13 protein-coding genes are annotated in these 13,852 nt (G+C 61.9%); 8 read left to right on the forward strand and 5 right to left on the reverse strand.

Features of this window, described 5'->3' with window-relative positions; translation table 11 throughout:
- Nucleotides 1-140 precede the first annotated feature (140 nt).
- The gene (locus P3M64_RS11760; protein WP_132938527.1) at nt 141-1,778 is read right to left on the reverse strand and encodes an electron transfer flavoprotein-ubiquinone oxidoreductase; all 1,638 of its coding nucleotides are present in this window, start codon (nt 1,776-1,778) and stop codon (nt 141-143) included.
- 216 nt (nt 1,779-1,994) lie between these two features.
- Between P3M64_RS11760 and P3M64_RS11765 the strand changes: the two genes are divergently transcribed.
- The 3 genes from P3M64_RS11765 to moaB all read left to right on the forward strand — a co-directional run bounded on the left by P3M64_RS11765 (nt 1,995) and on the right by moaB (nt 5,452).
- A complete protein-coding gene (locus tag P3M64_RS11765) occupies nt 1,995-2,927 on the forward strand; it encodes a uracil-DNA glycosylase (RefSeq protein WP_243644732.1) in 933 nt (310 codons plus the stop codon).
- 148 nt (nt 2,928-3,075) lie between these two features.
- The gene (locus tag P3M64_RS11770) at nt 3,076-4,929 is read left to right on the forward strand and encodes a lytic transglycosylase domain-containing protein (RefSeq protein ID WP_132938526.1); all 1,854 of its coding nucleotides are present in this window, start codon (nt 3,076-3,078) and stop codon (nt 4,927-4,929) included.
- On the forward strand, nt 4,916-5,452 hold the full coding sequence (gene moaB / locus P3M64_RS11775) for a molybdenum cofactor biosynthesis protein B (RefSeq protein ID WP_132938525.1): 537 nt from the start codon (nt 4,916-4,918) through the stop codon (nt 5,450-5,452). The genes P3M64_RS11770 and moaB overlap by 14 nt, the downstream gene beginning before the upstream one ends.
- A gap of 250 nt (nt 5,453-5,702) precedes the next feature.
- Here moaB and P3M64_RS11780 read toward each other — a convergent pair whose 3' ends face one another.
- Both P3M64_RS11780 and P3M64_RS11785 read right to left on the reverse strand, forming a co-directional pair.
- The gene (locus tag P3M64_RS11780) at nt 5,703-6,311 is read right to left on the reverse strand and encodes a TIGR04282 family arsenosugar biosynthesis glycosyltransferase (protein WP_132938524.1); all 609 of its coding nucleotides are present in this window, start codon (nt 6,309-6,311) and stop codon (nt 5,703-5,705) included.
- Nucleotides 6,308-7,015, reverse strand: coding sequence for a TIGR04283 family arsenosugar biosynthesis glycosyltransferase (locus P3M64_RS11785; RefSeq protein ID WP_243644731.1), 708 nt, complete (start codon nt 7,013-7,015; stop codon nt 6,308-6,310). Before P3M64_RS11785 ends, P3M64_RS11780 begins: the two co-directional genes overlap by 4 nt.
- Before the next feature lie 96 nt (nt 7,016-7,111).
- On the opposite strand from P3M64_RS11785, the gene P3M64_RS11790 reads away from it, so the two are divergent.
- The 5 genes from P3M64_RS11790 to P3M64_RS11810 all read left to right on the forward strand — a co-directional run bounded on the left by P3M64_RS11790 (nt 7,112) and on the right by P3M64_RS11810 (nt 12,127).
- Nucleotides 7,112-8,185, forward strand: coding sequence for a PA0069 family radical SAM protein (locus P3M64_RS11790; RefSeq protein WP_243644730.1), 1,074 nt, complete (start codon nt 7,112-7,114; stop codon nt 8,183-8,185).
- A gap of 87 nt (nt 8,186-8,272) precedes the next feature.
- On the forward strand, nt 8,273-9,634 hold the full coding sequence (locus P3M64_RS11795; protein WP_132938522.1) for a cation:proton antiporter domain-containing protein: 1,362 nt from the start codon (nt 8,273-8,275) through the stop codon (nt 9,632-9,634).
- Between the two features lie 95 nt (nt 9,635-9,729).
- Nucleotides 9,730-10,350 carry a ribonuclease HII gene (locus P3M64_RS11800; protein WP_132938521.1) on the forward strand — a complete coding sequence of 207 codons (621 nt, stop codon included), beginning with the start codon at nt 9,730-9,732 and terminating at the stop codon, nt 10,348-10,350.
- Between the two features lie 97 nt (nt 10,351-10,447).
- Entirely contained in the window at nt 10,448-11,530 is a 1,083-nt protein-coding gene (locus tag P3M64_RS11805) for a site-specific DNA-methyltransferase (protein ID WP_132938520.1), read from the forward strand.
- 117 nt (nt 11,531-11,647) lie between these two features.
- Nucleotides 11,648-12,127: a deoxycytidylate deaminase gene (locus P3M64_RS11810; RefSeq protein WP_132938519.1), complete on the forward strand. Its 480-nt coding sequence runs from the start codon at nt 11,648-11,650 to the stop codon at nt 12,125-12,127.
- Between the two features lie 22 nt (nt 12,128-12,149).
- Here the strand turns inward: P3M64_RS11810 and P3M64_RS11815 are convergent, their stop codons facing one another.
- Both P3M64_RS11815 and P3M64_RS11820 read right to left on the reverse strand, forming a co-directional pair.
- Complete coding sequence (locus P3M64_RS11815; protein WP_132938518.1) at nt 12,150-13,016, reverse strand: lysophospholipid acyltransferase family protein; 867 nt, start codon at nt 13,014-13,016, stop codon at nt 12,150-12,152.
- Nucleotides 13,013-13,822, reverse strand: coding sequence for a GNAT family N-acetyltransferase (locus P3M64_RS11820; protein ID WP_132938517.1), 810 nt, complete (start codon nt 13,820-13,822; stop codon nt 13,013-13,015). The genes P3M64_RS11815 and P3M64_RS11820 overlap by 4 nt, the downstream gene beginning before the upstream one ends.
- Nucleotides 13,823-13,852 lie beyond the last annotated feature (30 nt).

The following is a 13,852-nucleotide window of genomic DNA, read 5'->3' on the forward strand; positions in this document are numbered from 1 at the left end:
TTCCTGTGGAAAAAATCCAAAATGCAAGGGTGCGGAACATGGGACGGTCCGCACCCGTCGGAGTGTAGCGATAAGCTGGGCGGCTTACAAATCGGAACTGAGTCGCATCGGCGTCCTCGGCGGCGACCTTTCCGCTCTGCTCACATGTTGGGGTAATTCGGCCCTCCGCCGCCCTCGGGCGCGCGCCAGGTGATATTTTGCGTCGGATCCTTGATATCGCAGGTTTTACAGTGCAGGCAGTTTTGGGCGTTGATCTGCAACCGTTTTCGCCCTGCGCCGTCCGGTTCGGGGTCGAGAAATTCATACACCCCGGCGGGGCAATAGCGGCTTTCCGGCCCGTCGTAGAGGGCGAGATTGACGTCGATCGGCGTCGCGTCGTCGTTTAGGCGCAGGTGGCAGGGCTGATTTTCTTCATGGTTGGTGTTGGAGATGAACACCGAGGACAATTTGTCGAAACTGACTTTCCCGTCGGGTTTGGGATAATCGATCTTGTGCGCCTGCGCCGCCGGCTTTAGGGCTTTGTGGTCTTCTCGGTGTGTGAAGGTCCACGGCGCGCGGCCGCGCAGCACATAGGTGTCGATCGCCGAATAGGCGATTCCCGGCCACAGTCCCTTGTGGAAGGCCGGGCGGATGTTGCGTGCACGGTACAGTTCGGTCCATACCCAACTTTTTTTCAGGGTTCTCGGATAATTTTCGAGGATCGCCGGCGCGCCGTCATCCAGGCCCTGGAAAACCGCCTTCGCCGCCTCCAGCGCCGATTTCATCGCGGTGTGCGAGCCTTTGATGCGCGGCACGTTCATGAACCCCGCCGCCGCCCCGATCAGCGCTCCGCCGGGGAAAATCAGCTTGGGAATCGACTGGAACCCGCCTTCGTTCAGCGCGCGCGCGCCGTATGCGATCCGCTTTGCGTCTTCGAAAAGCGGGCGGATCGCCGGATGGGTCTTGAAACGTTGCATTTCGTCGAATGGGCTCAGATACGGATTGGCGTAATCCAGCCCGACGATCAGCCCGACGGCGACTTGATTATTTTCAAGATGGTAGATGAACGACCCGCCGTAGGTGTCGCTTTGCAACGGCCAGCCGACGGTGTGCGTAATCGCGCCGGGGCGGTGCTTGTCCGGGGCGACTTCCCACAATTCCTTGACGCCCAACCCGTAGGTCTGCGGCGCGCGCCCGTGGGCGAGGCTGAAATGGGCGATAATTTGCCCGCTGAGCGAGCCTCGGCACCCTTCGGCGAACAGGGTGTAACGGGCGTGCAGTTCGACGCCCGGTTCGAAATGTGGACCCGGCGTCCCGTCGGCGTTTCGTCCCATGTCCGTGGTCGCGACCCCCTTCAGCCGTCCATCGGCGTCGAACAAATTTTCCCCGGCGCTGAAGCCGGGGAAAATTTCGACCCCCAGCGCTTCGCCCTGCCGGGCCAGCCAACGGGCCAAATTGCCCATGCTGATGACATAGTTGCCGTGATTGCGCATCTGCGGCGGGGTCGGCAAGCCGACCGCCTTGGTCGGGGTAAGGTATTGAAAACGGTCTTCTGTGGCGGGGGTGTTCAGCGGCGCGCCCATCTCGCGCCAGTCGGGAAACAGTTCTTCCAGCGCGATCGGATCGAAGACCGCCCCGGACAGAACATGGGCGCCGACCTCCGAGCCTTTTTCGAGCACGCAAACCGAAACATCTCGACCGGCCTTGCCCGCCAGTTGCTTGATGTGAATGGCCGCCGTCAGCCCGGCGACGCCCGCCCCGACGACGACGACGTCAAATTCCATCGCTTCGCGTTCCATCGTTTCCTCCGCCTGTCGCCGCGCCCGCCGATGCTTGGACCGGGCGTTCGTTGTTTTTATGATGCAACCGATTTAACAGGATGGGGCATTATGCTGCAACCGCGAAATCCTTGCCGAGGCGACCCGCTTTGATGTGCGCTTGTTTGTGCGCTTGTTATTGAGGGTAGAAGGCTCGCGAAGTCGCTTTGGCCATGATACCATGGTCCTATGCGCACAATGGCCCCTCCCGAAAATTCTTCCGGCGCGATGTTCGGCGAAGACATGATGTCCGACGAGGATGTTTTGCGTTGGTACGTCTTGGCCGGCGTTGACGAGACGATCGACGACGCCGCTCATGACCGTTTCGCCGAGGCGTTGTCTGGACGGGGCGAACCCGGACGGCGCGTCTATCGCTCGGAGAGCCAGGCCTCGGCGATGCCCCTTGCGTCGTCGTCCCCGCCGTCCCCGCCGCCGTCGTCCACTTTCGATCCGTCGGTTTCCGCGCCACAAATGCAAGGGGGGGGCCGGGGGTCGATTCCGGGCGCCGACGCGTCGGTAAAAAGCGCCGTCGCCTTGGCGCGTGCGGCTGAAACCCTGGAGGCGTTGCGCGCGGCGGTGACCGATTTCGACGGCTGCCCCTTAAAGAGGACGGCAATGTCAACGGTGTTCGGCGACGGCGCGCCCGATGCCAAGTTGGTGTTGATCGGCGAGGCCCCGGGTGCGGACGAGGACCGCCAGGGCGTCCCCTTCGTCGGCGCCAGTGGACAGTTGCTCGATCGTATGCTGGCGTCGATCGGCTTGGACCGAAGCACGGTGTTTATTTCCAACACCGTGTTCTGGCGCCCCCCCGGTAACCGCACGCCGACGTCATCGGAAATCGCGGTATGCCAGCCCTTTGTCGAACGCCTGATCGAGTTGATCGATCCCCGAATCCTGGTTACGGTGGGGGGGCCCGCGAGTCATTCCCTATTGGCGCAGAAAGGCGGAATGAGCCGCTTACGTGGGCGCTGGTTCACCTTTTCGACGCCGCGCCTGGGACACCCCGTTCCCGCTACCGCGATTTTTCATCCGGCGTATTTGCTGCGCTCGCCGGAACAAAAACGCTTGGCATGGCGCGATTTATTAGCGATTCGCGAAAAACTCGAACACGAAGAATCGGCCCCGTCGTGAACCCGCGCCAGCGTCTTCCCCCGAACATCGCCGAGGTTGTCAGCGCTTGCGGCATCGCCTATAAATCGAGACGAGTTCGAAAAATATTTTTTTAGGGAAAATTCCGCTGTCGTTCGATTGTCTCTCACGGAAAATATGCGCGACGTTGGTGCTGGCTTTCGCCCTTGGCGGAGGGGCCGCGCGCGCCTACGCCCTGGACCGCACGCCTGTTCAGGGGCAGGGCGATGCGTCGGCGTTCGCCGGCGACCTTCAGGCAGGCTTTGACGCCGCACTTTCTTCTTCTCAAATCGGCGGCGTTCCGAAAAGTTCCCATGCCGAGCTTCCCTCGGTTCTCGGCGCCGCCGATGTGGGGCGTTATCGGCGAATTTTCGCCGTGCAGGAGGCTGGTGATTGGAAAACCGCCGATCGCTTGATCGCCAAGCTCGATGACCGGGTGTTAATGGGGCATGTCCTGGCGCAACGCTATTTGCACCCGACTAAATATCGCTCCCACTATAAAGAATTGAAACGCTGGCTGGCGCGATACGCCGATCTTCCCGAGGCCGACCGAATTTATAAGCTGGCGCTCAGGCGTAAGCCGAGGAATTGGCGCGCGCCAAACCGGCCAAAGGGCGTTCCTGCGCTGCGCCCGGTCAAGGATGTCGGTGCGTCGCGTGGGCAGGCGGCGCGAACGTACGCGCGCAACTTGACCTATACCGGATCGCGCAGGGTGCGCGCCTACAAACGTAAAATACGCAGTCTGCTGCGTAGCGGCTGGACGAAGTCAACAAAGCGCTTGATCGAAAGCAAGGCCGTGCGGCGGGCTTTTTCCTCCGCCGACATGGATTGGGCGCGCGCCCGTCTGGCGCAAGGCTACTTCAGCGCCGGGCGCGATAGCTGGGCCTTGCAATGGGCCGAAAAGGCGGCGCGACGCTCTGGCGACAAGGTGCCCGACGCCCATTGGTTCGCGGGTCTGGCGGCGTGGCGACTGGGCAAGTTTCAAATTGCGGCGGATCACTTCGAACAAGCCGCCAAGTTTGAAGATTCGCCATGGACGGTCGCCGCTGCGGCGTTCTGGGCGGCGCGGGCGAACTTGGTGGCCCGTCGGCCCGGGCGGGTCGAAGATTATCTGCGTGAGGCGAGCGCGCAAGGGCATACCTTTTACGGAATTTTGGCGCGCCGGGTGCTTGGTCTTCCCTTGGGGTTCGACTGGTCGGTGCCGGCATTGAGCGGGGATGTCCGCGCGCGTCTTATCGCCAACCCCGGCGCGCGCCGGGCTCTCGCTCTTTTAGAGGTGGGTGACGCGGCGCGCGCGGGGCGCGAACTTTTGCTCGCCGCCGCCCGCGGTGGCGACGCGCTGGCCAAGGATGTCATGGCGCTGGCGGTACGCGCCGATATGGCTTCGCTGGCGGTGCGGCTGTCCTCGGCTTTGTATCCATCCGGTGGCGGCTATGACGGGGCGGCCTACCCGGTGCCCTATTGGCGGCCCGAAGGTGGGTTCCAAGTCGATCGGGCGTTGATTTACGCCTTGGTGCGCCAGGAATCGCGCTTTAATCCACGCGCCAAAAGTTCCGCCGGCGCGCGCGGCCTGATGCAACTGATGCCGGGAACCGCAAGCTTCATCGCCGGCGACGGAGGCTATCGACGGAGCAAGCGCAAACACCTGTTCAGCCCCGAGCGCAATTTGAAATTAGGACAAAGCTATGTCGAGTTTCTTTTGTCCGACAGTAAAATCAACGGTGACCTTTTCTTGATGGCGGCGGCCTGGAACGGGGGGCCGGGGAATCTCAACAAGTGGCGGCGCAACACCGACGACATGGACGACGCGCTTTTTTTCATCGAAAGCATTCCGTCCCGTGAAACGCGGGATTTTATCGAACGGGTGCACGCCAACCTGTGGGCTTATCGCGATCGCCTGGGCCAGCCCTCGCCCTCGCTTGACGCCCTTGCCGCCGGAAGGTGGCCGGTTTACACGGCCTTGGGACAACAATCTGTAGTGGTGGCGGAAAATGTCAAAAATTGAAGGACACCGGGACTTTCTTCCGGTCAATATCGCGGTGCTCACGGTTTCCGACAGTCGGACCCTGGACGAGGATCGTTCGGGGCAAACCCTGGTCGATCGTATCGAAAAGGCGGGCCATGTCGTCGTCGCGCGCGACATTGTTCGCGACGAAATCTCCCTGATTACGGCGCGCCTAAAGTCATGGATCGTCGATCCCGGCGTCGATGTCGTGATTTCGACGGGCGGAACGGGGGTCACCGGGCGCGACGTCACGCCGGAGGCCTTCCGCGCCGTGTTCGAAAAGGAAATTCCGGGTTTCGGCGAGGTCTTCCGCTGGATCAGCTATCAAAAAATAAAAACCTCGACGATTCAATCGCGCGCCGTCGCCGGGGTCGCGGGAGGCACCTATCTGTTCGCCCTGCCCGGATCGCCCGGCGCGTGCAAGGACGCCTGGGACGAAATCCTGGTGCAGCAGCTCGACGCCCGCTTCAAGCCGTGCAACTTCGTCGAACTGATGCCCCGCCTGCAAGAGCATCTTTCCTAGTGGTTTGAGTTTAACATTTGAGTCCGATGCAATTGGACACAAATGTGTGAAGAAATCAAACTGCAACAAAAAGATAGATAGTGGTCGGCCCGATGGTTCGCGGGAGCGAAACGTCGGAGTCGATCCACTAGGGTCAGGTCCTCTTTATCTGGTGCGTCTGGATCTGGTGCGTCTGGCGGAGATGAATTTAAACGCGGATGTCGTTGGAAAACCCTTGCAATGAAGGTCGTTGCGGCGGGTTTTCCGCCTATTAGCCATCGCGCTTGCGCGCCCGCCAGGCGCGCCAAGCGGGGCCGTCATCGACGTCGTGCAGGATGTCGCACAATCCCCAGGTCCATCCCTTGGGGATGTTGGCCAGGGTGTCGGCCAGGGCGTCGGGGCCTGACCAACGAACCCCGGTGAAGGGATCGACGATTGTCGGCATGCGGCGTTGGCCGAATAACCAAAAACCACCATCGCCCGCCGGTCCGAACGCCATATGGTGACGTTTCAATGCCTGAAACGCCCGCCAGATGTGGCGAATTGAAACATCGGGGATATCGCCACCGATCAGCACCACGGGGCCGGGCGGCAGACGGTGCATCGGTCGCATCATTCGCCGGGCGATATCGCCGTCGCCCTGGGCCAGTGGGCATACCGTGCGCGGCCAGAAACGGCGGTCGCGTGCGGCGCGATCGGGGGTCAAGGCGAGCCAGGTGCGCCATCTGGGATCGCGCCCCAGGACGCGTAGGGTCCGCGCCAGGATTAGGCGGGAAAAACGAACCGCCTGAAGATCGCCGATATCCCGGGCGAGGCGGCGCTTGCCCTGCCCCATTTGTGGCGCGCGCGCCAGAATGACAAGGTGACGAGAACGTCTCATCGGTAGAGTCTCGCGATCCAGGCGTTCGGAACGCCGAGAAAATAAAGCGCCAGACAGCCCAGGTTTTTCAAAGGGCGCGCCCACCAACCGTCTTTTAGATAACGCGCCTGCGAGGTTATCGCGACGCCCTCCAAAATGGCGATGTGGGATCTGCCGATACGTCGGACAAAATCGACGTCTTCCATGATCTGCAAAGGGCGAAACCCGCCGGTGGCGGCGTAAAAATCCCGCCCGATCAGCAACCCCTGATCGCCGTAGGGCAGGGCGAAAACGCGGGTCCGCCAGTTGGCGAGGGCGGCGACGCGCCGCGCCTGGGCGGAGACGCCGGCAAAGCGCAGGGTAAAAACCCCGGCGCACCGCACCATCGTTCCATCGGCCATGTGCCGGGAAATGGCGGACCGCCAGTTACCGTCAAGGCGGGTGTCGCCATGGAGGAACAACAACCAATTCCCGCGCGCCGCCGCCGCCCCCGCCGCCAATTGCCGTCCGCGCCCCGGCGCGGTGCTTACGATCCGGCAGCCATGGGCGGTGGCGATGGCCATGGTGTCGTCGGTCGATCCGCCGTCGGCTATGATAATCTCGCGCAGCAGTGCCGGATCGCCGAGGGCGCGGAGCGTTTCATCCAGGCCCGCCCCGGCGTCGAGCGTCGGGATGACGACACTGAGCGTCGAGAGAGGCGTGGGTGGTATTTCGGGGGCGTTCACCGGGTTCAGCATCCTATCGGGGCGCGAAGGCCCCAAAAGTTCTTGAAATGTTCTTGTTTCTTACGCTACGTTTACGCCATGGAGCATATCCCCGAAATGCGCGCACGAAAAGGCCGGGGCGCGGTGAGCAACGCCAGTGGACGGTTCGAACCGTGCGCGCGGGTGGCCGTGGACGACGGCTGGCCGGCCGACGACGATGCGCCACCGCCCCGGATCGCCACCGAGGTGACGATGGAAACCGTGCGCACGGTGATCAGCCATAACGCCTCGCCGGATTTGCCGTTCGACCGTTCGATCAATCCCTATCGCGGTTGTGAGCACGGCTGCGTGTATTGCTACGCCCGTCCCAGCCATGCCTATCTGGGACTGTCGCCGGGGTTGGATTTCGAAAGCCGTCTGTTCGCCAAACCGGGCGCGTCCGAGGCGTTGGCGCGCGAACTGTCCAAGCCCGGATATCGTGTTCGTCCGATCATGGTGGGGGCGAACACCGATCCCTATCAGCCGATCGAAGGGCGCCTTGAGGTCACCCGTGGGATATTGCGGGTGTTGGACGCCTTCAGCCACCCGGTGATGATCACCACGAAGTCCGACCGGATCGTTCGCGACCTCGACCTACTGGGGGCCATGGCGCGGCGGGGCTTGGTCAGTGTGGCGATTTCGCTGACCACTTTGGGGCCGACCCTGGCGCGTACGTTGGAGCCGCGCGCTCCGACGCCGTCCAAACGCCTGACGGCGATCGAACGGTTAAGCGCCGCCGGCGTTCCGCTCGTCGTGCTCGCCGCCCCGATGATCCCCTGTGTCAACGACCACGAATTGGAGCGAATTTTAAAGGCGGCGCGCGACGCCGGGGCGGTGGGCGCGGGCTATGCGATGCTGCGCTTGCCGCTCGAATTAAAAGACATCTTTACCGAATGGCTGGACGCTCATGTCCCAGGCAAGACTCGCCATGTCTTGAGTCTGTTGCGCCAAAGCCGTAAGGGCGCGCTGTATGATCCGTCGTTTGCGACGCGGATGCGGGGCGCGGGGCCGCACGCCGACCTGCTGGCGCAGCGTTTCGCGGTGTCCTGTCGGCGCTTGGGACTGTCCCGGGGGATGCCCACGGTCGCGGCGTTGCGCGGCGACCTTTTTGCCGTGCCGCCGCGCAAGGGCGACCAATTGTCATTGTTCTAGGGGTCGGGTTTTAGGGGGCGGTGTGCCGCGCATGAGCGTCCTATTATCATTATAGGCGCGGGCGCGGCGTGATGGTACGCTTGCCCCATGGAAACAGCAGCACATACCGATTTGACCGGAGTCGCTCTCGTCGTCGTGGCCGCCTTGTTGTGCGGCGTGGGGATGGAACGCCTGCGCCAGCCCGCCCTGATCGGCTATATGCTGGCCGGGGTCATTCTTGGCCCGTCGGGACTCGCCCTGGTCGAGGATCGCGCTCGGGTTGACGCCCTGGCCGAGCTTGGGGTGCTTCTGCTGCTGTTCGTGGTCGGCTTGGAGCTCTCGCTCAGGGTATTTCGGCGAATTTGGAAAATTACCGTGGTGGCGACGCTGGGTCAAATCGTCGCCAGTGTCGCGATCACGGTCGGTTTATCGTACGTCCTTAACTGGCCTTGGCGTCAAGGCGTTCTGATCGGGTTCGTCGTCGCCATGTCCAGCACGGCGGTTGCGATCAAGGTTCTGGAAGAGATCGGCGAGTTGAGGTCCCGCGCCGGGCGGATTACCGTTGGCGTCCTGATCGCCCAGGACCTCGCGGTGGTGCCGATGATGTTGATCGTTTCGGTCATGGGCACCAATGTCTTCGATTGGCTGGCGGTCGTCCGCCTAGCCGGTTCGGTGGGGTTGCTGGGGGGGTTGGTCTGGTATCTCGGTCGCGGCCGCAAGGTGCGGATTCCATACCTGGATCGAATCGCCAAAAATGATGAGTTGCCGCCGTTAACGGCACTGGCGTTTTGTTTCAGTGGGGCCGCCGCATCCGGGGTCTTGGGGTTGTCGCCGGCCTACGGCGCGTTCATCGCCGGATTGGTGCTCGGAAATTCGACCCAACGTCGGGTTTTCGAAACCAATATCATGCCCATTCAAAACGTCCTGATGATGGTGTTTTTCCTATCCATCGGGCTGTTGATTGATTTGGGTTTTATCTGGAATCACTTGGGCACGGTGTTGTTGCTGTTGTTCGTCGTCGCCATCTTCAAGACCGTCCTTAACGCGGGATTGTTGCGGATGTTGGGGCAAGATTGGCCGCAGGCCTTTCTGGCGGCGGTGATGTTGGCGCAAATCGGTGAATTCTCGTTCCTGCTGGCGATGCTGGGGCTAAACAATGGGGTCATCGATCCCGAAGGCGCGCGTCTGGTGATCGCGGTGACGGTCTTGAGCCTTGCGCTTAGCCCGCTTTGGGTGGTGACGGCGCGACGCTTGCATAACGTCGCCTCCGAAGGGGTGTCTTCGGCGAAGGAGGTTCTGACCCTGATCTATGGGCGTGAAGTGGATATCGTCGGTGTCGGGGTTGGCGGCGTGCGCGTCTATCTGGTTCGTCTATCGCGCGTCATCATGAGAAAGCGCGGTGAGCGCCGCGCGCCGGCGGCGGACGATAGCGCCGACGCCGACGCGCATCATTCCCCCTTGGAGAAATAGAGCGATAAGCATTGGCGCGGCGATCTTCATCTTTTAAAACGCGTCCGTCGTCGGTGCGTGCGCCGATATGAAGCGAGGAATAAAAACAGAACGTCATGGCGGATTTTATCCTGGAGGAAGGGGCATGGGCCGAGGGCTATCGGCGGGTGTGCGGCGTCGATGAGGCGGGCCGGGGGCCGTGGGCGGGGCCGGTCGTCGCCGGTGCGGTGGTTCTCGATCCTCTGACCCTGCCCGGCGCGTTGCGTCTGGGGTTGGACGATTCGAAAAAATTGACGGCGAAAAAGCGCGAACGGCTGTGGGCGGTCCTCGGTGAACACGCCGATATCGGCCTCGGCGTCGCCACCGTCGAGGAAATCGACCGCCTGAACATCTTGCAGGCGACCTTTCTGGCGATGCGCCGCGCCGTCGAGGCGTTGTCCGGGGAACCGGATTTCGCCCTGGTTGACGGTAACCGCGTCCCCGAATTGCCGTGTGTGGCGCGGTGTGTGGTGAAGGGCGATGGGCGCTCGTTGTCGATCGCCGCGGCGTCGATCGCGGCCAAGGTCAACCGCGACGCGATGATGACGGAACTGGCCCAACGCCACCCCGGATACGGCTGGGAGAAGAACGCGGGGTACGGCGTGAAGGCCCATGCCGACGCCTTGCGGCGGCTTGGCGTGACCCCGGCGCACCGAAAAAGTTTCGCGCCCATTCGCAAGATGTTGAGTCCCGAGTAAACCTCGACTCCCATATGTTGCGTCAGGATGATCTTGTAAGCCATTGAATCTATTTATTTTCTTGACGGTCCGGCATTCATGAATCATGCTGCGCCTCATGAAAAAGCACACCCGCCCCCCCGTAAACGAAATTCTTATCGGCGATTGCATCGCGCATATGAACGCCCTGCCGGAAGGCTCGGTCGATATGATTTTCGCCGACCCACCGTACAACCTTCAACTCGAAGGCGACTTGTTGCGTCCCAATAATTCCAAGGTTGACGCGGTTGATGACGACTGGGATCGCTTCGACAGCTTCGCCACCTACGACAGCTTCACCCGTGACTGGCTGTCCGCCGCGAAACGCCTGTTGAAGTCCGACGGCACTTTGTGGGTGATCGGCAGCTATCACAATATTTTTCGGGTTGGCGCACAGCTTCAGGATCAGGGGTTTTGGATGCTTAACGACGTGGTCTGGCGCAAGACCAACCCAATGCCCAATTTTCGTGGGCGCCGGTTCTGCAACGCCCATGAGACCCTGATTTGGTGCTCGCGCGATAAAAATTCGAAATACCGCTTCAATTACGAAGCGATGAAGGCGCTCAACGACGACCTGCAAATGCGCTCCGACTGGCTTTTGCCGATCTGCACCGGGCGCGAACGTCTCAAGGTCAACGGTCAGAAGGCCCACCCGACGCAAAAGCCCGAATCGTTGCTGCACAGGGTCATCCTCGCCTCGACCGAGGTCAATGACCTGATTTTAGATCCGTTCTTCGGATCGGGGACCACCGGCGCGGTGGCCAAGCGGTTGCGGCGCAACTTCATTGGCTTGGAGCGCGATGCCGGCTACGCTAAGATCGCCGCGGAACGGATCGCCAAGGTTACCGCCGTGGACGACCCGGAACTGGTGTCAACACCCGCCAAAAGGGCGCAAGTGCGTATCCCCTTCGGCAATCTGGTGGAGCGGGGGATCTTGCAGCCGGGCACGGTCCTGGTCGATCAGCGCCGCCGCTTCAGCGCGCGCGTACGCGCCGACGGCACCTTGACCACCGGCGAGGCGAAAGGGTCGATCCACCAAGTCGGCGCCCATGTTCAAAAAGCCCCGACTTGCAACGGCTGGCAATTCTGGTACACCGAAGTGAAGGGGGCCTTGGTTCCGATCGACACCTTACGCCAAAAAATTCGCGCGGAGGCCCCGTAAGCGGGTAGGCGTAGCGGCGCGGTCTGTCCATCCCTCGTGCATCGCTTCGAGTTATGCGTGTTTGCCCCGTTAATGCGCCCCATTAATGCGTTGGCGGGGCGCGAAGGGAGGATTGGGATGTCGGAAAAATGGGATGCGCGCTTCGTGCGTCTGGCGCGGGAAATTTCGAGCTGGTCGAAAGACCGTTCGACCAAGGTCGGCGCGGTCATCGTCGCCGACGATAAAACGCCGGGTCCCTATGGTTACAATGGGTTTCCCCGCACCATCGACGACGACCTGGACGAGCGCCATCAACGCCCGATTAAGTATGACTGGACCGAACACGCCGAACGCAATGCGATCTATAACGCGACGCGGACCGGGATGGCGTTGAAGAATTGCACCATTTACGTCACCCATGTGCCCTGTCCCGACTGTGCGCGCGCGATCGTTCAGGTCGGCATCACCCGCGTCGTCGTCGATGAGGCCTCATTGGCCAACGCTGACTTTGGCGCACGCTGGGACGATAGGTCCAAGGTGTCGATGGCGATGCTCAAAGAGGCCGGGGTCACATTGGATTTCGCCTCGATCGAGGCGGCCGCCGCCGATCATCTATAGCTTTTCGGTGGTTCGTAAAACCCTACTCCGCCGCCGCATCGTAAAGGGTGGCCCGATCCGCCGCCGCGCCGTCCCTGGGGCGGCCCAGAATATCGCTCAGGCCCCTGGAGACGGCGTCGTGGCTGTGCTGGGCGAGGGTCTTGCGGTCGGCGAAATCGTGGGCGGCGACGGCGCGATGAAAGCGCACATCGACAATCGCCCCGGGCAGCATGAACACCCGTAGAAGGTGGCCGAACATTTCCATGTCCCCATACCAGGCATAGCGGTCCCGCTCGACGGGGCCAAGCCGCCGTCCCTTACGGTCCGTGGCGTAGGCGATCGTCACCGGCTGCACCCGAAGGGCGAGGGTATTGCGCATGTGGGCGGGGGAGAACAAGGCGCTTTTGAACGGACCGACGAGGCTGCCGTCGCTGCTGGTGCCTTCGGGGAACAGGAAAAAATTTTCACCCGCGTTCAGACGTTCGGCGAGGATATTGCGTTCGTCGTTTAATGTGGCGTTGATCCGGCTGACGAATACCGTGCCGCTGAGACGGGCGAGGGGGCCGAAGACGGGCCAGCGCGAGACCTCGCCCTTGGCGATGAAGGTGCCCCGGCAGAGCGCCCCCAACACCGGGATATCCAAATAAGAAACATGGTTGGCGACGAAAAGCACGGGGCCGTCCCGATTCGCCGCCCCGGCATTCGTCGCGCCCGACACGCGTAGGCGCAGACCCGTCAGGGCGACGCATCCGCGAAAATACAAGCGCGCGATCCCGTCGCGACCGAGGCGGCCCAGCGGATAGACGAGAAGGTAGGGTGGAACCAGAAGGACCGTCAGCGCAACGAAGGCGCCGGCGCGGGCGGTCATGCGCACGATCGCAAGAAGCCGTAGGGCGGTTTGCGTTTTCATACGCGAATCGGCGCGGCGGCGTGCTGGGGCAGCTTGTCGCGGCTATAGTGGCGCAGGTATTTTTCGGTGACCTGTGTGGTTTCAACCAAAATGCAGACGTCCACGGTGTTAAACTGGTGGTCGATCACCGCACCGTCGCCGATGAAGCCGCCCAGCCGCAAGTATCCCTTGATCAATGGCGGCAATTCGTTCAACGCGCGCTTAACGTCGATGCGCTTCTTTTTGATCATGTCCATATCGACGTAGCGATGCGCGACGGCGCGCGGGCGTAACGTCTTCGGCGCTTTGTGGTAATGATGTAAGTACGACAACGGGAGCTTCATTTCCGTGGGGTCGTCGCCGGGAATGCTGGCGCAGCCGAACATGATGTCGATGTCATGGACGTTGATGTACTCGGCGATACCGCGCCATAGCAACTGCATGGTGTTGCGCTTGCGATAGTCGGGATCGATGCACGAACGGCCCAGCTCCAGAACCTCACCCGGGTGTTCGAACAGGGGTGTCAGTTGGAATTCATCTTCGGAATAAAAACCGGCGCTGGCTTCGGCGATCGTGCGCCGGAGCATGCGATAAGTCCCCACCACGCAGGGGGCGCCAAGCGTGGAACGGGCGCGGTCGATCACCAGAAGATGGTCGCAAATTTCGTCGTAAGGGTCGCAGTCGCGCCCGCTGAGCCGCATGGCGGGAGTCGGCAGGGCGCCCATTTCTTGATAGAAAATTCGATAGCGCAGGGCCTGCGCGGCGTCGATTTCCGCAGCGTTTTGGGCGAGACGGACTTCGAGCGTATTGAAAATAAGCGTGTCCACGAGACTTCCCCTTCACCTGGATCCGATGTC

Origin of the sequence: Varunaivibrio sulfuroxidans, from assembly GCF_029318635.1 — a bacterium.
GTDB classification, from domain to species: Bacteria; Pseudomonadota; Alphaproteobacteria; order Rhodospirillales; family Magnetovibrionaceae; genus Varunaivibrio; species Varunaivibrio sulfuroxidans.